The sequence below is a fragment of the Mesonia profundi genome (genome assembly GCF_031085155.1).
In the GTDB taxonomy this organism is placed as follows: Bacteria; Bacteroidota; Bacteroidia; order Flavobacteriales; family Flavobacteriaceae; genus Mesonia; species Mesonia profundi.
Window position 1 is genome coordinate 19,543 of sequence record NZ_JAVHUL010000001.1, and the last position, 21,287, is coordinate 40,829.

General features: G+C 35.6%; 18 protein-coding genes. 12 read left to right on the forward strand and 6 right to left on the reverse strand.

The window, feature by feature from the left end; translation table 11 throughout:
* Window positions 1-107: 107 nt before the first annotated feature.
* The 4 genes from hpt to RBU60_RS00125 all read left to right on the forward strand — a co-directional run bounded on the left by hpt (window position 108) and on the right by RBU60_RS00125 (window position 3,108).
* Window positions 108-638, forward strand: coding sequence for a hypoxanthine phosphoribosyltransferase (gene hpt, locus RBU60_RS00110; RefSeq protein ID WP_308862575.1), 531 nt, complete (start codon window positions 108-110; stop codon window positions 636-638).
* Entirely contained in the window at window positions 639-1,211 is a 573-nt protein-coding gene (locus RBU60_RS00115; protein WP_308862576.1) for an adenylate kinase, read from the forward strand. It begins immediately after the preceding gene.
* Between the two features lie 54 nt (window positions 1,212-1,265).
* Window positions 1,266-2,285: a GTPase ObgE gene (gene obgE / locus RBU60_RS00120; RefSeq protein ID WP_308862577.1), complete on the forward strand. Its 1,020-nt coding sequence runs from the start codon at window positions 1,266-1,268 to the stop codon at window positions 2,283-2,285.
* Between the two features lie 301 nt (window positions 2,286-2,586).
* The gene (locus RBU60_RS00125) at window positions 2,587-3,108 is read left to right on the forward strand and encodes a DUF4136 domain-containing protein (RefSeq protein WP_308862578.1); all 522 of its coding nucleotides are present in this window, start codon (window positions 2,587-2,589) and stop codon (window positions 3,106-3,108) included.
* Window positions 3,109-3,117: 9 nt separating this feature from the next.
* Here RBU60_RS00125 and RBU60_RS00130 read toward each other — a convergent pair whose 3' ends face one another.
* On the reverse strand, window positions 3,118-9,585 hold the full coding sequence (locus RBU60_RS00130; RefSeq protein WP_308862579.1) for an alpha-2-macroglobulin family protein: 6,468 nt from the start codon (window positions 9,583-9,585) through the stop codon (window positions 3,118-3,120).
* A gap of 137 nt (window positions 9,586-9,722) precedes the next feature.
* Here RBU60_RS00130 and RBU60_RS00135 point away from each other — a divergent pair, with 137 nt between their 5' ends.
* From RBU60_RS00135 to RBU60_RS00145, 3 genes are all read left to right on the forward strand, one after another.
* Window positions 9,723-9,881 (forward strand): hypothetical protein, encoded by a 159-nt coding sequence (locus tag RBU60_RS00135; protein ID WP_308862580.1) that lies wholly within the window; start codon window positions 9,723-9,725, stop codon window positions 9,879-9,881.
* 87 nt (window positions 9,882-9,968) lie between these two features.
* Window positions 9,969-10,397, forward strand: a complete 429-nt coding sequence (locus tag RBU60_RS00140) for a hypothetical protein (RefSeq protein ID WP_308862581.1) — start codon at window positions 9,969-9,971, stop codon at window positions 10,395-10,397.
* 212 nt (window positions 10,398-10,609) lie between these two features.
* Window positions 10,610-11,965, forward strand: a complete 1,356-nt coding sequence (locus tag RBU60_RS00145) for a UDP-N-acetylmuramate--L-alanine ligase (protein WP_308862582.1) — start codon at window positions 10,610-10,612, stop codon at window positions 11,963-11,965.
* 1 nt (window position 11,966) lies between these two features.
* Here the strand turns inward: RBU60_RS00145 and RBU60_RS00150 are convergent, their stop codons facing one another.
* Window positions 11,967-12,416 carry a DUF1569 domain-containing protein gene (locus RBU60_RS00150; protein WP_308862583.1) on the reverse strand — a complete coding sequence of 150 codons (450 nt, stop codon included), beginning with the start codon at window positions 12,414-12,416 and terminating at the stop codon, window positions 11,967-11,969.
* Window positions 12,417-12,553: 137 nt separating this feature from the next.
* Between RBU60_RS00150 and radC the strand changes: the two genes are divergently transcribed.
* The 4 genes from radC (at window position 12,554) to RBU60_RS00170 (ending at window position 16,030) form a co-directional block, all read left to right on the forward strand.
* On the forward strand, window positions 12,554-13,252 hold the full coding sequence (radC, locus tag RBU60_RS00155; RefSeq protein ID WP_308862584.1) for a RadC family protein: 699 nt from the start codon (window positions 12,554-12,556) through the stop codon (window positions 13,250-13,252).
* A 3-nt stretch (window positions 13,253-13,255) separates the two neighbouring features.
* Window positions 13,256-14,542, forward strand: coding sequence for a DUF7033 domain-containing protein (locus RBU60_RS00160; RefSeq protein WP_308862585.1), 1,287 nt, complete (start codon window positions 13,256-13,258; stop codon window positions 14,540-14,542).
* A complete protein-coding gene (locus RBU60_RS00165; RefSeq protein ID WP_308862586.1) occupies window positions 14,532-15,218 on the forward strand; it encodes a YjjG family noncanonical pyrimidine nucleotidase in 687 nt (228 codons plus the stop codon). Before RBU60_RS00160 ends, RBU60_RS00165 begins: the two co-directional genes overlap by 11 nt.
* A gap of 71 nt (window positions 15,219-15,289) precedes the next feature.
* Window positions 15,290-16,030: a hypothetical protein gene (locus RBU60_RS00170; protein WP_308862587.1), complete on the forward strand. Its 741-nt coding sequence runs from the start codon at window positions 15,290-15,292 to the stop codon at window positions 16,028-16,030.
* On the opposite strand, the gene RBU60_RS00175 is transcribed toward RBU60_RS00170, so the two are convergent.
* Complete coding sequence (locus RBU60_RS00175; protein WP_308862588.1) at window positions 16,027-17,304, reverse strand: replication-associated recombination protein A; 1,278 nt, start codon at window positions 17,302-17,304, stop codon at window positions 16,027-16,029. The genes RBU60_RS00170 and RBU60_RS00175 overlap by 4 nt on opposite strands.
* Before the next feature lie 92 nt (window positions 17,305-17,396).
* On the opposite strand from RBU60_RS00175, the gene RBU60_RS00180 reads away from it, so the two are divergent.
* Window positions 17,397-18,185, forward strand: coding sequence for a rhomboid family intramembrane serine protease (locus RBU60_RS00180; protein WP_308862589.1), 789 nt, complete (start codon window positions 17,397-17,399; stop codon window positions 18,183-18,185).
* 598 nt (window positions 18,186-18,783) lie between these two features.
* On the opposite strand, the gene rlmB is transcribed toward RBU60_RS00180, so the two are convergent.
* From rlmB to RBU60_RS00195, 3 genes are all read right to left on the reverse strand, one after another.
* The gene (gene rlmB / locus RBU60_RS00185; protein WP_308862590.1) at window positions 18,784-19,518 is read right to left on the reverse strand and encodes a 23S rRNA (guanosine(2251)-2'-O)-methyltransferase RlmB; all 735 of its coding nucleotides are present in this window, start codon (window positions 19,516-19,518) and stop codon (window positions 18,784-18,786) included.
* 102 nt (window positions 19,519-19,620) lie between these two features.
* Window positions 19,621-20,472, reverse strand: coding sequence for a hypothetical protein (locus tag RBU60_RS00190; protein WP_308862591.1), 852 nt, complete (start codon window positions 20,470-20,472; stop codon window positions 19,621-19,623).
* An 18-nt stretch (window positions 20,473-20,490) separates the two neighbouring features.
* On the reverse strand, window positions 20,491-21,255 hold the full coding sequence (locus RBU60_RS00195; protein ID WP_308862592.1) for a hypothetical protein: 765 nt from the start codon (window positions 21,253-21,255) through the stop codon (window positions 20,491-20,493).
* Between the last annotated feature and the right edge of the window lie 32 nt (window positions 21,256-21,287).

Genomic DNA, 21,287 nt, shown 5'->3' on the forward strand with positions numbered 1-21,287 from the left:
TTTCTTCGGAATAGTGAGATATTAAATTAAAAAATGAATTGGTTTCTAAGAATGAATCTACTTTAAAGTGAAATCTTTATCTTTGCGCCTGAAGATAAGTATCCTGTATGATAAAAATCCATGATCTTTTTTTTAAACCCTTTATCAGCAAACAAGAAATTGCAGAAGCGGTAAAAAAAATAGCTAGTCAAATAGAAGAAGATTACCAAGGCAAAACTCCAGTTTTTCTTGGAGTACTTAATGGAGCATTCGCGTTTGTAGCAGCGCTCTCTAAAGAATATACAGGAGATTGTGAAATAGAATTCACCAAACTTAGTTCCTATCAAGGTACCCAAAGTACCAAGGCCGTGCAAAGTCTTATTGGAGTTGAGAATTTAAGAGGTAGAGATGTAATCGTGCTAGAAGATATTGTAGACACAGGACATACCTTAACTAAAATTATAGAAATTTTAAAAGAAGAAGAAGTAGCCAGTTTTAAAATAGCGACGTTGTTTTATAAACCCGAAGCTTATCATGAAGCTCATACCTTAGATTATATAGGGATAAAAATCCCCAATAAATTTATTGTAGGTTTTGGATTAGATTATGACGGTTTGGGAAGAAATTTACCAGAAGTATATCAATTAAAAGAAAAATAAATGATTAAAATAGTATTGTTTGGTCCTCCGGGAGCCGGAAAAGGAACACAAGCAACCATTCTTAAAGAGAAATATGATTTAATGCATCTTTCTACAGGAGATATTTTTCGTTATCATATGAAAAATGATACGCCTTTAGGGAAAGAAGCTAAATCTTATATAGAGAATGGTCAATTGGTACCCGATGAGGTTACTGTAGGCATGCTGAAAGATGAGGTGAACAAACAGAAGGAAGCCAACGGATTTATTTTTGATGGCTTTCCAAGGACAGAAATGCAAGCAGAGGCTCTAGATAATTTTTTAGCAAATAAAGGAGAGGAAATTAATGCGATGATTGCCTTAGAAGTATCAGATGAAACCTTGGTGAAGCGTTTATTAGAACGTGGGAAAACCTCTGGAAGAAAAGATGATGCCAATGAAGAGGTGATACGTAAGAGAATTAAGGTATATCACGACGAAACCGCTATCGTAAAATCATTCTACCAAAAACAAAGTAAGTATTACGGTGTAAATGGAGAAGGAAGTATCGAAGAGATTACGGCGCGTTTAAGTGATGTGATTGACCAACTATAATGTATTTAATGGTGTTTTTGCACCGTGTTTTATATTTATAACAGAGAAGTTAAGATGAGAGAAGGGAATTTTATAGATTATGTAAAGTTACATGTAACTTCTGGGAAAGGAGGGAAAGGCTCCATGCACTTACACCGGGAGAAGTACATCGATAAAGGAGGTCCAGATGGAGGAGATGGTGGTCGCGGCGGACACGTAATTTTACGCGGAAATAAAAACCTTTGGACGCTTCATGAATTTACGTTTAAAAGACACATTAAAGCCACGCACGGAGAACATGGTTCTAAGCAACGGAGTACCGGAGCAGATGGGGAAGATAACTTTGTAGATGTGCCTTTAGGAACCGTAGTTAGAGATACCGAAACTGAGGAGATCATTGCTGAAGTGGTAAGTGATGAACAAGAAATTATTATCGCTGAAGGCGGAATGGGAGGTCGTGGAAACTGGCACTTTAAATCCTCTACCAATCAAACGCCTCGTTACGCACAACCAGGGATTGATGGAGAAGAACGAGATATCACGCTCGAGTTAAAAGTCTTGGCAGATGTAGGATTGGTTGGTTTTCCAAATGCAGGAAAATCTACCTTGCTGTCTGTGATTACTTCCGCAAAGCCAAAAATAGCGAACTATGAGTTTACCACCTTAAAACCTAACCTTGGGATTGTAGAATACAGAGACTATAAGTCGTTTGTAGTGGCAGATATTCCAGGAATTATTGAAGGTGCAGCAGAAGGAAAAGGTCTTGGATATCGTTTCTTAAGACATATTGAGAGAAACTCTACGTTATTATTTTTAGTGCCTTGTGATGTAGAAAGCATCGAAGAACAATATGAAGTTTTATTGGACGAATTAAGACGTTACAATCCAGAATTATTAGATAAAGATCGTGTCTTGGCTATTTCTAAAAGTGATATGCTCGATGGAGAATTGAGAGCAGAATTAGAAAAAGAAGTCGCGAAAGCTTTTAAGAAAGTTCCCTATGTGTTTATCTCTTCTGTGGCGCAACAAGGTTTACAGAAGTTAAAAGATACCTTATGGGAAGTGTTAAATAAAGAGCCCTTGCAAAAAAATTAACTGTTAAGAATACGTTACACCTAGAAGTAGCTGCTTTATTTTTAGTATTTTTAATTAGTCGTATCCGACTAAGATATAAGACCGCTGCGCTGAAAGAGATAAGACATAAGACTTGATTTTTAATAGCCTGATAATTAGATTAAATTGATTAAGCATTCGTATTAATTTTTAAATTTCAATGGTAAACTTAATAGCAAGCTGTCACTTAATAAAAAACCTCTAAACGTCTTTTATGTTTGAATCAACAGAATTCTGTAATGTTTTAATCGGACACTAATGATTTTTAATTAAATATTAAACAATGAAGCAGCTATTCTTTTTTCTGGGTATGATAAGTTTAATCTCTTGTGGCGGACCCAAAGCCTTCTATGATTATGACGAAAAAATGGACTTTGAGCAATGTCAAAATTTTTCTTACTACAGCGATTTAAAATCTGGACTTAGCGAATTAGACGAAGAACGATTGGTACGAAGTTTGTCTAAAAGTTTGATGGATGAAGGTTACCAACAAAGTGAAAACTCCGATTTTAGAATTAATTTTTATGCGGAGTTTTATGAAGAACACAACAACAATACGATTGGAGTAGGTGTAGGTAGTGGAGGCGGTGTTGTTCGTGGAGGAATATCTGGCGGGATTCCTATTGGAGGAACAAAACAGTTTATAAGCCTTACCATAGAATTCACCAACGCACTTAATGACGAACTTTTTTGGCAAGCGGTAGTAGAATCTAAATTCAATAAAGAACTTTCTCCTCAAAAACGAGAAGAGGCTTTCTTAGATATTGCTAAAAAAGCACTAGAAAACTTCCCTCCCGAAAAATAATTTTCTTCATTACTCAATCTCTAAGCGAGTACCTTTGGTTTGTACCGAAAATTCTGGTGCATACAAACTTTGAAGCTGAGTTGTTCCATTAGAGAAGTCTCCTTTATTATTCACTTTTAAGCTATATTCTAGCACATAAGTTCCCTTTCTTAGATTGTCAAAGAAAAAGTGGGTAGCCACATCTTTCGTGCTTTGGTAAAATGCCAATCCATCTTGGTATTTATATTTTGAAATTACATCTACAGGCTCTAATCCTGCCGCGCGCATATCTTTTAAGTGCATAAAGCTAAAGGACTCTTTGGCGTTGATTTCAAGTCTAACCACTACGATATCTCCTAAGTTTAAATTTTGTTCATTTATAGGCTCTAAGGAGCTTCCCTCATTGGTTTCTACTTTTTTATACAAGTTCTTCTGAATAGAAATTTGCTCTTGTTGATGCTCTTTTATTTGATCTGACTCTTCAAAATATTGCCAATATAGTCCGCCGTATTGAGCAGTTTGAGATTTGTTATTAATATCAACTTGTCCCATTTGAGGCGTTATTTCTTCCGAAGAAAAAGAAGTTTTAAAGTACCCTGTTTTAGCTTCGGCAGTCTTGGGAGTAATTTTTTTATCTCCTATTTTAATGCTAGGAAATTCTGGTTCAGCTTTAGTTGTACCATAGGTTAAGAGTACATAAATCGCTTCGGTGGTGGCTTTGGTAGATTTCCAAGCTTCGGTTTTTTTGTTTCGCAACAACCATGTTTTTAATTGACGAACGCTTTCTTCACTCTTATCAATTTCATTAAAAGCTTCCATTGCTAAGGCTTGGGTGGCAATGGCGTCATTAAACCAAGCATAACTCTTAGTTAACTCCTTCCAATACATGCCGTAGTTAGAATTGATGACCGCATTTTGTTTTAATGATTCCAGAATGTTCTTCGCAAGCTTTTTATCTTGAAAACGATGTGCGACCAAAGCAAGTGTAACTTTAGATTGTATGGATAAACTCAGCCATTCCTCTTGGTACTGCTTTAGTAATTCATCACTATACTTTTTTATTTCTGGTTTGGACTGCAGCGCATCAAAACTTCGGGCATAAAGATAATTAAGCTGAAGATTAGAATAATGTTCTCTCTCTATTTCTAAAAATTCATTATCGAGGTAAGTGATGAGCTTATTTTTAATCTGCTGGTATTTGGATAAATCAGAAAGCCCCTGATTCATTTTTTCTAACCTTTCCATACTTATTAAAATGTGTAAGGAGATAGAAAGATTTTCTCTCCCTCCAGTAAACCAAGGAAAAGCACCAGAGCCTAATTGCATCTGCTCTAGTTTAACCAAGGTCTTTTGGGCTCTTTCACTAGCTTTTTTAGCCTCGAGTAAATCGGCAATTCTTTTTTGCTGCTCTTCTTGGGATTGCGCTGTTTTTAACCACGGCGTCTCTTGAATAAGAATATTTTTGAGTTCTTCATTCTTGTTAAGCTCAGAGATTAAGCTCCCATTTTTCTCCCATTCTTTTAAAACCGATTCAATCTCAGGATTCTGTTTGAGGAGAAATTCGGCGAGATTGTTTGCGAAAAAACGTGCAAAAGTTTGTTCAGCACAGTCATAAGGATATTCTACCAAGTAAGGAAGCGCTTTAATAGCGGTCCAAATAGGGTTGCTGGTATATTCAAAAATAAGTTGGTGATTTTCTAAAGTAGAAGACTTATTATTTTTAAGATTCTCTAAGCTAAACGACTTAGCTTCTTTGGGATTAAGCCAAATGGGTAAACTCTCGGTGATAAATATGCGATTGGTAAACACCGGAATCACATTTTCTTCTCCATCAGAAAAATTTCCTGCTTTGGCGACAATGCGATAACGTACAGCAGATAATCCTTCAGGAATGGCTAGCTTCCAGTTCACTTCGGTATTTCCTTTAGAAGGAATGCTAAAATTCTTTACGGAAGAAGCATCCACGATAAGCGGGATTTTCTCTTGTGTGAGTTCATCGGTGAATTCTAATTGAATAATTCCGTTAAGGCTTTTATCGGCTAGATTATTCACCTTGGCGGAAATAATAATACTATCCTTGCTTCTAAAAAAACGAGGGAAATTAGGAAGTATGTTGAGGTCTTTTTGCGTCATACTGGTTAAATCTAACTTCGCCTGATGCAGATTTTTATCGTGAGCAAAGGCCTGAAACTTCCAACGCGTCAAGGCTTCCGGACTTTTAAACTTAAAGCTGATTTCCCCTTTCTTATTGGTTTTTAACTGCGGAAAGAAAAAAGCAGTTTCTTGCAAGTTGGTACGCGTTTGTACTTGCTGTAACTCTTTTTCGGCAGCTTTTGTAGTAATAATCATGACCCCGTTAGCTCCTTGTGACCCATATAGTGCTGCACCGTTACTTCCTTTTAATAGATTTAAACTACTCATTTGAGCAGGAGTTAGTTTTTCTAAATCTTCTGCGCTTGCAATTTTTCCGTCAATCACAATGAGAGGAGATTTACTTTCTGAAACAGAACGACTTCCTCTTAAAACAATTTGAGAACCACCACCAGGAATAGATTTTATTTGTAATCCAGAGATCTTACCCGCTAAGTCTCTAACAACATCTGGATTGTTGGGATTCATTAAATCTTCAGTATTTATGATCTCATAAGAACTGGTAATTTGATCTTTGGATCTTTTTATGCCTAAAGCAGTAACCACAACTTCTTCTAACGCATGCCCTGCTAGCATCACCACATTTAACTTTTGCGGTTGATCTACTTGTATGGCCTGCGTATCAAATCCTACATAAGAAATGATCAGAGTCATTTTTGGCGCATAATCTATTATAAATTTGCCATCAAAATCAGTTTGTGTACCCTTAGAAGTTCCTTTAACAATAATATTTACACCAGGAAGCGGTAAGCCTTCGTCATCTATGACTACGCCTACAACAACATTTTCGTGGGTTATATTTTTTTCAATCAAAGAAGAAACATAAATTTTTTGATAGGTATCTGTATGAATGAAATGATATCCAAAATGCTTTAAATTAGTAGAAATCAACTTACCTAAAAATCGAAAGCGAAACGAACTAAAGTTTCTTCTTCTGTTATAGGCTTCATAACTTACATTCGTATTCTGCTGTTTTAGATGAGGAAAAGCATAATAAATATCTTTATTTCTTTCTTGGTATAATTGAATACTCCAATCGTGTGCTTTAAATTGATCTAGAGAAGCGTCGTACATGCTAGCCAACACTTCTGCCTCAGCAGCTTTGTTTTTTTGATCTAGTACTTTTAACTCCCAAGTTTCTTCGTTTCCAGGTTTCAATTTGTTTTTAAAGCTCATTACTTCAAACTGAAGTGTCTTTTCCTTCTTTTTCTTTTTAGGAATAGAAACAGATTTTGTTTGTTGCTGCGAAATTCCTTGAGTAGTAAAAGCGTATCTCAACCCCACATTTTCTATGTTTTTAGCAACTTCTATAGGAATTATATTATCTCCCTTTTGAAGCTGAATGTATTTTTTTAACTGAAGCTTCTCAGAATAATTCACTTCCAAAAGGATGTTTAAACCCTCTATTGGAGTGTAGAAATGAGCTTGAATAAGATTCTTTTTTGTCTTCTTCTCCACTTTAGAAGAGAAGGTCACAAATTCTGTATTTTTTAAATTGTCTTCATCTTTCTTATTTCGCAATTGAAGGGCTAGAGAAGTAGTAATGCTATCGCTTGCATCATCTTTTCCTTTAAACTGAAGTAAATATTCGCCAGAACTAAGCTCTTTCTTCCAGTCCTTGTAATCGAGTTCTATGCGGTCTTCAAAATTAAGGTCGATGGTTTTGACGATTTCTTTTTGCCAATGCGCTTTTACATCTAGACTATCGTAAGCAAAATAAGGATAATGTTGCAAGAATTTTTCTTTAGGAATGCGCTGTATTTCTGGGGTTGGCCAAGGACGTCTGTGAATGATTCGTTGAGGTGTTTGGTACTGATACACCAACAGCTGTCCCGAAACTTTTATAGGTTTATCATTAAAATCTTTTGCCAGGAGCCTCAGTTTTTGGTCTTCTTGCAGCTGAACTTGTCGCGGAGATGTAATTTGTATTTCCCCGGCGTGATAACCAAACTTAAGTTGCTTCTTCTGGAATTGTGTTTCCCCATTAATATCGGTGATAGAAGCGGTGATAGAATAGGTAAATACAGGCTTAAACTTACGAGCAACCAGACTATCTGGAACCGCTTTAAAATCAACCGCAAACTCTCCTTTTTCGTTCGTAGAAACCGTTCCTGAAGCTATTCTTGTGCTTTCTACCGGAATATACCTAGAGCTTTGTCTATATAGCGGATTGCGATTTAACGAGCGGTTAATTTCATACTTCACTTTTGCGTTACTAAGATTACCGCCAAAGAAAGCAGCGGCTTTTCCCTTTAGTGAAACGGAGTCGTTTAAAACATAAGTAGAATCTAACTTTAGGAGCTCCACTTCAAAAGTAGGACGCTTGTATTCTTCCACGCTTATCGTGGTGGATTGCTCGTAAAAATTGGAGCGATTGGTGAGAGATTCATCATCAAAAGCTTCGTCTACTATTAACCGGTAGCTTCCCGTAAGATTATTATCGGGAATAATCAATTCTCCAGCTGCCGATCCAAATTCATTGGTGGTGAGCTCTATTTCTTGTACGCTATTGTGATTAGGATCAGTTAAAATGAGGGTTAGCTTTTCGTTGGGAACCACCTTTCTCTCGTTGTCATTTTCGTAAGAAAGAATGACTTTATAATAAAGAGGCTGTCCGGGTCGATAGATACTGCGATCGGTAAGAATATGGGATTTTATATTCCCAACGTTAGAGCTAGATCTTCTATGTTTTTTAGAGAACCTCACTTCAGTAGCTAAACTGTCTTTCTCCTTAATTAATAAAGTATTTTCAGAATAGTATTTATTTTCTCCTTTTAAGATTACAAAACCTTCTTCATTGGTAACATAATTTTCCTTATTCTGCAAGTTTACTTGCGTTTTAGGAACAGATAATCCTGTTTCTCTGCTCTGTACATACAAATGCTGCTCTCTATCATAATCATACAAGTTGTAGGTTAAATCGGTAACATATATCATATGATATAGATACATATCAGTATCCAAATCTGGATTTTTTTTAGTGCTAAAAAGACGTATGTACTGTCCGGGTTCTAAAGACCTAGATAGAAATTCTGTACTGTAAGCATAAAATGGATCTGGGTTTTGAAGATTGAAGATTTCTTGATGTATAGCTTCAGCAGTTTCTAACGTTTTAGTAACAAGAGCATTTCTTTTTTTATAAGTATAAAAATTTACGGGAGCCTTGTATACTGAAACATATAACGTGTCGATGTTTTTGGTGGTAACCTGTGTTAAAATCGGCCGATTAGGTAAAGGGCTCTCTTGTGTCTCTACGGAAAATGTGCTGGAATAAATTTTCTTTTTTAGTTTTAAGACTTCTCGTTCAGGAATGGTGTTGGCGTCTAAGGAAAGAACGTATTCAGTCTGCTCTAATGCCTTTTCTGGATAATCGGGATGTTTTGCTTTATTGGCGTTTTCAATATAAAATTTGGCAAGATGATAGGCAATCCATGCTTTTTCTTTTGCTGAAGTGGTATTTGCTAAAAAGCTTTTCAACGCTTTTAGGTATTCTGCTTGGTTATCTTCGTAATTTCCATGTTCTGCCAAGAACTTGAATCGGTCTAAAGTAATAATACAAACCGAAAGACTATTATTTTCTTTTACGTGAGCCTGCGTTAAGGCTTGATAGATTTTTAGGGTTTTATAGCGTTTGGAAGAGGTATTCTCTGGCTTGATAGTAAGTTGACTAAATTTTTGGGGAAGACTAAAGAAATTAGCTTCATCCAAAAGAAAACTGTTTTTAGAAAGACTGTAAGATTGTCTTGGTTCTATAGCTTTAAGATACCGAAATGCTAAAAGGTCTAAGAGGCTACTTCTATAACGACCATAATTATCTCCATAAGAAAGAATTTCTTTATAGTCGCTTAGCGGAATTTTTATGAGCTCATCTTTATGCGTTAAAGATAACTCATAATAAGCATCAATATTTTCTTGAAAAGTTTCTTGATCCCAAGTGGTGAAAGCGCTCTTTATACTATCAATCTTGGTGCGATTTCGTATGCGGTAGCGATGTTGGTTGTAATATTGCGTTAAGCTTTCGGCTAGATAAGAAGATAAAATGTTCTTTACAGGAAAAGACTGTTTGCCTATTTCCTCCACAAAATCTTGATGCACCTCCTCTAGACTATTGTCTTTTAAAAGCAGTTTAAATTTTTCAACATATAAAAAGGCCTTTATAAACTGATGCGGATTATCTTTTCTGTCAGCCTTCTTTAAGATCTTCTCCGCTTTTTCATAAGCATCCATAAATAAGCCTGCTCTTTCATCCTGTTCTACTTTGTCCCACCATCGGTCAAATTTTTTCTGAGCAAAAACAGTCGACGAAATGAATAAGACGAGAGAAAGAAGGAGTAGTTTTTTGAGCATTCTAAAGTGTTTTCTCTAAAGATATAAAAATTATAATTCTATCTTGCAGCTTGTAGAAAGCGAAACTGCGTTATAGCATGTCAACTTCCATTTTTATGCGGTATATTTTTGTTTTTTTGAGTCTAATTTCATTTACTTTGAATGCGCAAAACTCTTTCAGTCAGGGTGTAATGAGTATGGAGGAAGAAAGCTTTACGGAAGCTTTATTAGATTTTAAAAAAGTTTCAGAAGAAGACGATAATTACTGGAAAGCTCAAGAATATATAGGCGACATCTATGCTCAACAAGAAAAATAGGACGAAGCAGTTGAGGTTTATGAAGAACTTGTAGGAACTTTTCGGCAAAGCGCTATCTATAATTTTAAGTACGGGGGAGCTTTGGGAATGAAAGCGCTGACTCTAAGTAAAATGCAAGCTGCGTTTTACATTTCAGATATTAAATTTTATTTAAAGAAAGCTGCAGAGCTAGATTCAAAACATATTGAAGCTCGATGGGCGCTTACCAAACTTTATATGCAATTGCCCGGTATTTTGGGCGGCAGTACCGCTACTTCTTATGAATATACAGACCAGCTGCTTAAGATTAGTCCGGTAGACGGCTGGCTCTCAAAAGGCTATGTAGCCAACGAAGATGAGGATTATAAAGCAGCCCAGAATTATTATAAAAAAGCACTTGAGATTGGAGGCTCAGTGACCTGTTATAAAGAGTTGATTCAGCTTTATGAAGAAAAGCTAGACCAGCAAGAAGAAGCGCAACAGTTAAGAAAAGAAGCCCAGGAAAAACATCCTGCTCATAATTGGACTAAAAACTAATTCTATTCCTAAGAAAACTTTCAAATTTTATATCTTTACTTTTTTATAGAGATTGGTAGTTATTTTGATAGATAATTTTTATCGAATTTTTCAGGTTGAGCGCCAGCCTGAAAGAGTTATTCTGGCGGGGAGTCGAAACCTATTTTTTACGACTCAAAATTTATCTACGAAGTATATTTACCTACTGTCTTTTAATTGCTTAAACAACAACTATGCGTGTACATTTTATAGCCATAGGAGGAAGTGCGATGCACAATTTAGCATTGGCGCTTCACCATAAAGGCGAAACCGTTTCAGGAAGTGATGATGCGATTTTTGAACCCTCAAAAAGCAGACTTAAAAAGTATGATTTACTACCAGAAGAAATGGGATGGTTTTCCAACAAAATCACTTCAGAATTAGATGCGGTTATTCTGGGAATGCACGCAAAACCTGATAATCCCGAACTGTTGAAAGCGCAGGAACTCGGTTTAAAAATATATTCTTATCCAGAGTTTCTTTACGAACATAGCAAAGAAAAAACCCGAGTAGTCATTGGCGGTTCTCACGGTAAAACCACTATTACTTCGATGATTTTGCATGTGTTGCATTACCACAATCTCGAAGTAGATTTTATGGTTGGCGCCCAGCTAGACGGTTTTGATACCATGGTTCACCTTACCAAAGAGAATGATTTTATGCTGTTGGAAGGCGATGAATATTTGTCTTCTGCCATAGATAGACGTCCTAAATTTCATTTATATAAGGCCAATATTGCTTTGCTTAGCGGAATTGCTTGGGATCACATTAATGTATTTCCTACGTTTGAAAACTATAAAGAACAGTTTCAGGTTTTTGTAGATACCATGATCAACGGAAGCATGTTAGTCTACAACGAAGAAGATCCCATAGTGGCAGAAGTTGCTGAAAATGCAACCAAACCCACCCGAAAGCATCCCTACCAAACGCCAGAGTATTTTATTGAAGATGGAGAAACCTATTTGGTCACTCCAGAAGGGGATATGCCCATAGAAGTTTTTGGAAAACACAATTTAAACAATCTTGCCGGCGCCAAATGGGTGTGTCAGCATATGGGAGTTGATGAAGAAGGATTCTATGAGGCAATAAGTACTTTTAAAGGAGCTTCTAAGCGATTAGAAAAAATAGCAGAAACCAAGTCTACCACCGTTTATAAAGATTTTGCGCACAGTCCGTCAAAAGTAGTAGCCACCACACAGGCGGTGAAAGAACAATTTCCGAAAAGAAAATTGATAGCTTGTTTAGAATTACATACCTATAGCAGTTTAAATGCCGAGTTTTTAAAACATTATAAAAATACGCTAGATGAAGCAGATGAAGCGGTTGTTTTTTACTCTCCCGAAGCGGTAGCGATTAAAAAATTGGAAGAGGTTGACGCAAAAGATATAGAAGCTGCTTTTCAACATCCTAACTTAAAAATTTATACGAATCCGCAATCCTTTCAAGAGTATCTTAAAAATCAAGACTATAAGAACACTACCTTATTATTGATGAGTAGCGGAAATTATGGAGGTTTAGATTTTGATACTATAGATGGGTTTTTAGATTAGATTAAACTCCAAATTGGGTCAGGTGATGGTTGAGGTGTTTGTATTGCATTTTCCCCCATTGCTCTTTGGTAAAGACTCCAAAGACAGGATGAGGTTCCCATACTTCTTGGTTTTTCTTTTGATGAAACTCTTTTACGAGAGCAGCTAGTTTTTCTTTTTCCAGATCAAAATCTTTAGAAGAAGTTACTTTAAGTTCCTTAGCAGTAGGAAGTCCGTGTTTCCAAACCTTATCGTTATAAAACATGGGTTTTATCAGTTTGCTCGCTATCTTAAAAAGAAAATTAGGCTTTGCTAGTTTCTCTTTCTGTAGCCCCACTAAAAGTGGTTTCTGGCAATGATAAAACATTTGTGCCACCTCCATTTTACCCCATTGTTTTTCAGAATTTTCAGAAATAGTTTCCAACCGTTCCTTAATTTCTAAGTAAGTTTCTTCGTCGAATAGTGACTTCATAAAAATTCTTTTTATAAAAGTAAGTTTTTTTTTAATTATTAACGGCTTTTTACATTTCTTCTATTGCTCTGAGCGTTAAATAATTATATTAACTCATCAACGGATAGTATTTTATTTTTTTGTGCTTATCTTTAGAAATGGAAGAATACAAAAAATCTTTTTCGATTAAGCAATGGGCAGAAGGAGATCGCCCTCGGGAGAAGCTCTTACTAAAAGGGAAAACGGCTTTAAGCGACGCCGAATTGATTGCTATTTTAATAGGTTCGGGGAACCGGCAAGAAAGCGCGGTGGAGTTGTCTAAACGTATTTTACAAGCTTCAGAAAATAACTTGAATCAACTCGGGAAGGTTTCCGTAAAGCAATTAATGAAATTTAAAGGCATAGGGGAGGCCAAAGCGATTTCTATTGTTGCAGCCCTAGAATTGGGAAGAAGGCGAAGGGGGGAAGAAGCTTTACAGCGAAAGAAAGTCACTTCTAGCGATTCGGTTTACGAAGTACTGCAACCCATTATTGGAGATTTAGATCACGAAGAATTTTGGATTTTGTACTTAAACAATTCCAATAAAATATTGCAAAAATTACAACTGAGTAAAGGGGGAATTACAGGCACAATTGTGGATGTGCGTTTGGCTTTTAAAGGCGCCTTAGAGATAGGCGCAACGGCCATTATTTTAGCGCATAATCATCCCTCGGGAACACTCCAGCCCAGCACCGCCGATAAGCAACTAACGCAAAAGCTAAAAATTGCAGGTGAAAGTTTAGATATAAAAGTATTAGACCATCTTATAGTCACTCAAAAATCTTATTTTAGCTTTGCCAATGAAGGACTACTGTAGCTTATGTTATTAATTTACGTTAAAACACTTACGCCCAGAATTAATTATACTTTTAAACAAGTATGCGCAAATATCTTAGGATATGAGATAGGCTTTACTTCAAAAATTGAAGAATTTGTGGCCCACGAAGGCATGAAGCTTTCGTATGGGAAACAAAAAATGGGAAATGAGTTTTTTATTCAGGAAGCAGGTCTCTTGAATGAGCAAGGTTTTAGTGATGTCGATTTAAAGTTTTATTCTTGGGACAAGACCACTTGTTTTTTTAAAGTTTCAGAGCGCAGTGATATTCCTTATGATATTTTTTCGGCTAGCTTCTATTTGCTTAGCAGGTATGAAGAATACTTACCTCATGTAAAAGATGATTTTGGGAGATATCCCTTTGAAGAGAGTATTGGATATAAGCATGATTTTTTGGAGCAACCGGTAGTAGATTTATGGGCCTATAAATTTAATACCTTGTTATGTGAACGCTTTTCTAAAGACAATTCCGTAAAGCGAAAGTTTCAAAATAAAAATGTTTTAGCAGTATCTGAAGCCTATAAATATAGAAAAAAGGGTTTAGTAAGAAGTATAGGCGCTAGTCTTAGAGATTTCTTTAAATTGGATGTGAGTGATCTTATTGAACGATTTAAAGTCTTGTTTTTTATCACTAAAGATCCTTACGATATTTATGATGGTTTAGTGAAAGAATCAAAACAAAATCATTACAAATGGCATTTCTTGTTTCAGTTAAGTAATTACTCCATCAATAGTAAAAATGTAAGTTATAACAAGATTAAATACCATACCCTCATTAAATCTATGGGTGATTATGGAGAAATAGGTTTGCTACCGGGTTATGAAGCTTTGTATAGTTTTGCCACGTTGAAATTAGAGAAAAAAAGATGGGAGTCTATCGTAAACCGACCTTTGAGTTTTGTGGGAAGCTATAATTTTGACTTAAATTTACCCACGTTATATAATAACTTTGACAAACTCGAAATAGAACAAGATTTTTCTATGAGCTACGCTGAAGCCGTAGGTTTTAGAGCGGGAACGTGTACTTCTTTTTTATATTATGATATAAATTTTGAAAGAATTTCTCCCTTGGTGTTAGAACCAGTTGTTTTTAATAGCAATTGTATTAAACATCATACTTTTTTTGAATTAAAAACTCAATTGGAAAAAATTAAAGAGGATGTAGAAAAAGTAGGCGGTTCCCTGAATATCTTGATGAATAACAAAGATTTTGATGATTGGAACAAAGAAAGAAAGTACTTGAACTTGATAACTTACCTTAATGAAAAATAGAATTACAGATATTTTTTTTGACTTGGACCATACTTTATGGGATTTCGAAAAAAACTCTGCCCTTACGTTTCAAAAGATTTTTTTTAAAAATAAGCTAAAGGTAAATTTGGACCAATTTTTGGATTCCTATATTCCCATTAATAGATTGTATTGGAGACTTTTCTCTGAAGACAAAGTATTAAAAGAGGATTTGAAGTACAATCGCTTGCAGGAATCTTTTATGAAAATAGATTATAAAATAGAAGATGAGGTGATTCATCAGCTTTCAGAAGATTACGTAATGCATTTATCAGAGTATAATTTTTTGTTCGATGATACACATGAAGTCTTAGATAGACTAAGTTCTATCTACAAATTGCATATCATTACCAATGGATTTAAAGAAGTGCAACATTTAAAATTGAAAAATTCTAAGATTGATCATTATTTTAATACAGTCATCACTTCAGAAGATGTGGGGGTAAAGAAACCAAATCCACTAATATTTGAAAAAGCCTTGGCAGATGCAAAAGTACATTCTAGTAAAAGTTTGATGGTAGGTGATAATCTAGAAGCAGATATTAAAGGTGCCAATCGCGCAGGTTTGGAAAGCATTTTGTTTGATCCTGAAGATAAAATAAGCCATCATGGTTATAAAATTAAAACATTAAAAGAATTAGAAACTTTATTAACTTAGTCCCAATGAATAACAAAATTGTAATATTATGTGTACTGTCCCTATTTGGTTGGAACGGTTTTTCCCAAACCATGAAAACCATAGATGACTTTAAATATGTGGTGATTCCCATGCAATATAAATTATCTCAAGAAGATAATCAGTACCTATTAAACACAACCACCAAATTCTTATTAAAACAAGAAGGCTTCATCACTTTTATGGAAGTGGAAAAGTTTCCTAAAGATTTGATTTTTAATCAATGTTTGGCGCTATACGCTGATGTTGAGAATGTAAACTCAAGTTATTTTTCTTTTAATACTAAATTGATTTTAAAATTAAAAGATTGTTTTGGTAATGTGGTTTTTGAAAGTAGAGAAGGAAAAAGTAAAAAGAAAAAAATAGAGGAAGGTTATAAGGAGGCACTTATTAATACATTCGATTCTTTTAAAGGATTGCATTATGCGTATAATGGCAATACGAATGAAAACCTTCAGATGAATAAGCAACAAAACAAAGGACAATTAGAGAGAAAAACTGCTGCCACAAATCAATCTGTCGTTGTAACCTCCCTAAAGAAACTAATAGGGAAATCTTTTCATTTTCGGAATGAAGTATTTATATTAACTAAAATAGAAGCGGGATACCTTTTGATGGATGAATATGGAAGTAAAGAAGCTTTTATTAATCAGACTTCTAACGGAAGCATACTTTATAATTCTGAGCGCTTAAATGGATCTTTAATTATCCTAGAAAATGGTGATTTGCAAGTGGAATATTTTAATAAGGAAACAGGAAAACTAGACCAGGCTATCTTTAAAAAACAAGCTTAATAGTTGTACTTGCTCTTCCAACGATTTTTTAGAAAGTCTCTATTAATTTGTTCGCGCTTATTATCTCCAGGATCATAAAGTTTGGTTCCCGCAATTTCTTTAGGTAAAAATTCTGAATCAACAAAATTATTCTCATAATCATGAGCGTATTTGTAATTGTCGCCGTAACCTAGCTCCTTCATAAGCTTGGTGGGCGCATTTCTTAACGCAAAGGGAATAGGTAGATCCCCTGTTTGTTTTACCAGTTGTTGTGCTTTATTAATTGCCATATAACTGGCGTTGCTTTTTGCTGATGTCGCCAAATAAACCACACATTGGCTCAAGATAATCCGCGCTTCGGGGAAACCTACTGTTGTTACCGCTTGAAAGGTATTATTCGCCATAATTAGAGCGGTTGGATTCGCAATGCCTATGTCTTCACTAGCAGAAATCACTAAACGTCGCGCAATAAATTTAACATCTTCGCCTCCTTCAATCATTCTTGCCAACCAGTATACTGCCGCATTAGGATCGCTTCCGCGGATAGATTTGATAAACGCAGAAATTATGTCATAATGCTGTTCTCCCGTTTTGTCATAGCGTACTACATTCTGCTGAATTTTATCCTCTACCATTTTGTTGGTAAGAACAATTTCATCTTTCCCTTCAGAATTGACAATAAGCTCAAAAATATTTAATAATTTTCTTGCATCACCACCACTAGCTCTTAATAAGGCTTCGGTTTCTTTCAACTCAATTTTTTTAGAACTTAAAAGCTTGTCTTTTTTTATAGCTCTCTCTAAAAGCTCAATCAGGTCTTCTTTTGTGAAGGAGTTGAGTACATAAACTTGGCAACGGGAGAGAAGGGCAGGGATGACCTCAAAACTAGGATTTTCTGTGGTCGCACCAATTAAGGTGACATAACCTTTTTCTACAGCTCCTAAAAGCGAATCTTGTTGAGATTTACTAAATCGATGGATCTCATCAATAAAGAGAATCGGGTTTTTTGTCGTGAACAAACCATCCTGCTTTTTTGCTTTTTGAATCACTTCTCGCACGTCTTTTACTCCGCTACTAATTGCGCTCAACGTGTAGAAGGGTCTATCGGTAGTCTCAGCAACAATATTAGCTAAAGTAGTTTTTCCTACGCCAGGAGGCCCCCATAGGATAAGAGAAGGTAAGATTCCCTTTTCTATCTGGTTTCTTAACGAGCCTTTGTCTCCAACAAGGTGCTTTTGGCTAATGTAGTCTTCTAGACTTTTTGGACGTAAACGTTCTGCTAAAGGTCGATTCATTTTACAAAAATACAAATAAGAATAACGCTGACAATTTTACACCTCCAACAAGTTTGGTTAAAGTTTTGTTTACATAATTTTAAATTTCATCCATGCGAAAAAGGCATCCCTTAGAGTTTTCTTTGTTTACGATAGCAGTTCCGCTGTTTAGTGTGCTTCTTTTGTGGATTATTTATTGGGTAGAGATTCGTTTTCATGTCAACTTAACTTATTTGGGCGTGCAACCCCAATCTTTAATGGGGCTTAGAGGTATTTTCTTTAGTCCGTTTATTCACGGTAGTATAGATCACTTGTACAGCAACAGTATTCCGCTATTGGTATTATTAATGGCCTTGTTGTATTTCTATAAACCTATTGCCTTAAAAGTGATTTTATGGGGCGCATTATTCACCGGTCTTTTAACTTGGTTGATTGCAGATAAGGGAAGTGTACATATTGGTGCCAGCGGAATTGTTTACCTTGTCTCTAGTTTTTTATTTTTTAAAGGAATCTGGTCCAAGCACTATAGGCTGATTGCGCTATCATTAATTGTTGTTTTTCTCTACGGAAGTTTAATTTGGGGAGTACTTCCTGGAGAAGAAGGCATTAGTTGGGAAGGTCATCTTTCTGGTTTTCTTATCGGAATTGTTTTAGCCTTTATTTATAAAAAAAGTGCTATTCCTATCACTTCTTATGCTTGGGAAAAACCCTCCTATAATGAGAAGGATGACGAGTTTATGAAGCATTTTGATGAAAACGGAAACTTTGTTCCGTCCTCAGAACTTTATAAAGAAGAAGAGGAGGAGAATGAAACCTTGAATGAGCATGAAAATTCATCTAGAACCCATAGCATAGACTACGATTGGAAATCTGACCATACTTACGGTACTCCTAAAGAATAGGGGTTCTTTTAGCTTTATTGTTATTCCAACGAGGAATTTTAATTATTAAGCTAAGACTCTCCTATATGATTAAAAAAACGAAGATAAGATGCTTCCTTGCCCGCTCTTCATTATTTAATAGGTGGCAGGCGGGACTTCATTGCTTTCACTCTTAATGCCAGTTATTTTGTTAATTTCAGCTTCAAATTCGACTTCAGTTCATTTTTTCTCACCTCTAACACTGAATCTTCAACTTCAGCTTCGAGTTCATTTTTAATTTGATTTTCTCACTAATCACTACTGAATACTCACACTGAAAACTGTTATTCCGAAGTAGAAGAAATTTTATTAACTGGAAATATTTTTTCTGATTGAATTTTATACGCTACCATGAGATTCTTCCTTTCGTTGTGCTTCAGTCTGAATGACAGTTATTTTTGTGTTTTAACAGGAGATTACTCACCCCGAAGCGGCACCTTGAATGACCAATCTTATTCTTTCCTAATTCCTATATCTTACACATTGATTCTAAAACCGCGTGTGAAACGGACAGGATGAACCTACTTGCTGGCAAAGGCAGGGTTTAAGTTCTTCATCAAGGAACAATGAGTTAAAGGTATTACAAACGTTGTCTTACAATTTCGTATAAGATTGCACCACAAGCTACAGATACATTAAGAGAGGAAGTAGAGCCTAACATGGGTAATTTGGCTTTGTAGTCTACCATTTTAAGGATTCCAGAAGTGACTCCTTTTCCTTCACTTCCCATAATTAAAGCAAGAGGAAAATTTAAATCAATATCATAGACGAGTTGATCTGTTTTCTCTGTTGCGGCTATGCTTTTTACGTCATAGGATTTCAAGAAAAACAAAGCATCTTTTAAATGGTCTACTTTACAAATAGGGATATTAAAAATGGCTCCCGTAGAAGTTTTTACGGTTTGTTCGTTAATAGAAGCAGTACCTTGTTTAGGAAGAATGATTCCTTGCGCTCCAATAGCTTCTGCAGTTCTAATAATGGCTCCTAGATTTCTTACATCGCTTATTTGGTCTAACAGAATAAAGATAGGAGTAGGGGTGCTTTTAAAAGCATTCTCTACCAAGTTTTCTATGTCTAAGATAGGAATGGGAGAGCAACTTGCAATAACACCTTGATGATTTCCATTTTTGGAAAGTTTGTTTAACTTCTCTAAGGGCACATAAGAAATCTGAATGTTAGCAGTTTTAGCAGCGTGTTCAATTTCTTTTATACCAGCACTGGAGATGGCTTTTTGAATAAACAGCTTATCGATATCTTGTTGGGTTTCTAATGCTTCTTTGACCGCATGAAGCCCGAAAATTTTTGAATCACTCATGCTCCAAAAGTAATAAAAAAAGCAGCCTTTAATAACAATATATAATAAAAAAACCACCTCTTTTAGGAGGTGGTTTTCATAAAGTCTTAGACTATATAAAACTTATGGTAGTTGACTAATGGTATAATCACTTCCAGTTTTAACAATCTTTAAAAGCCTGTAAGTATCTGTTTCTAAACTAGGAGATACATCTGCTGTGTACTGCTCTAAGTTTTCATTATCAAATACTCCTTCAAAGCTAACAGTTTCTCCATTTGGTTTATGTAACCCAAAGTTAAATTCAAATTGCTCTTCAATTAACTCGTAAGGATCAATACCTACGTAGTAAGTACCATCAGCATCTGTATTTAAAATAAGTACTTCAACTTCAGGAACATCTCCAGTAGCTACGAAAGAATGCTCAGAACCTTCAGAGTCATAGGCAACAACATCGATATCTGTTGCTTGGTCTTCATTCCAGTTCATACCAACAGTCAAACCTTCATTACTGTTTACATTTAATAATTCGTAAGTGTAAACTTTAGTTGAAAGATCATTCTCTAAGTTAGCTGCATTGGTGGCATTCGTAGGCTCAATAATAATTTTAGCCGTCAACGTTTCTTGAGGAAAACCATCATCAGGAAAACTAACTGTAATTTCAGTAGAAGTAGTATAGGCTGCAATTTTCGTCGTTCCTAATACTACGTCTTGTCCAACTCTAATCCCTTCTGAACTGCCTTCCGCTAAGGTAGCTTTAAACTGAGTAGGGTATGCAAAGGGCTTATCTAATTCAATTACGTAAGTAATCATTGAACCTTGCTCTATTTGACCTTCAGAAACATCTGCCGTCACGGTGGCTTCTGGTAAAAATTCTGTGGATCCTATTGGCTCTGCATCCTCATCTTTACGACTATCGCAAGAGAAAAGAAGAATACCGACAAATAGTACTAATATTGATTTATATGTGTTTTTCATAATTAAAATTTGTTTTTATTATTGTTTAATCATTGTAAAAGACAAATTCTCGTAGCCCGCTACTCCTTCTACACTAATAGATGTCCACTCTATATTTCCATTTTCAGCAACAAAGCCTACTCCATGAATTGGGTTAGCATCGTCAAAAAGCCATCCTGTAATGGTTAATTCGTCACATACATCAGAGAAATTGGTTGTATAACCAGAACCTGGGAAACCAGGAAGAGTACTCATTTCATAAACACCACTTTCAACTTGGGTAATCACATGTGGCTGTGGGCCTGATGAATATTCTACTAAGTAAGTACCAGCTAAATCTGAGAAACAAAGGTATTTAATAGTTATCTCTATTTGTCTCGTTCTACCATTAGCGATTGCGCCGTTACCACCTGTTACATTAGTTACATTTAAGATCAATACTGGATCAGTTTCTAATGGAGGCTCAAAACCAGCCGTTAAAATAGTAATAGGGAAACTTTTAATTAAGTTTTGCCCTGGTTCTAAAGTTACAGAGGTAGTACTTAACTCATAGTTAACTCCCGCCTCGGCAGTAGAAGCGGCATCAACAGAAATATCAAAAGTTACATTTTCAGTAATTTCGTTTTTTGTAGGCCCTACTACTTCAGTAGCTACCATATAGGTTTTATCTTCACCATCTGCCGTCACACTGGCATTTACTTTGCCATCGGTGAACCCAACTAAGTTAGGTCCTTGGTCATAATCATCTATCGCTGTATCATCATCTACAAAACAAGAAGTCATTGCGAGAGATGCAAAAATCACGATTAAAAATTTATTTATATTTTTCATCTTTT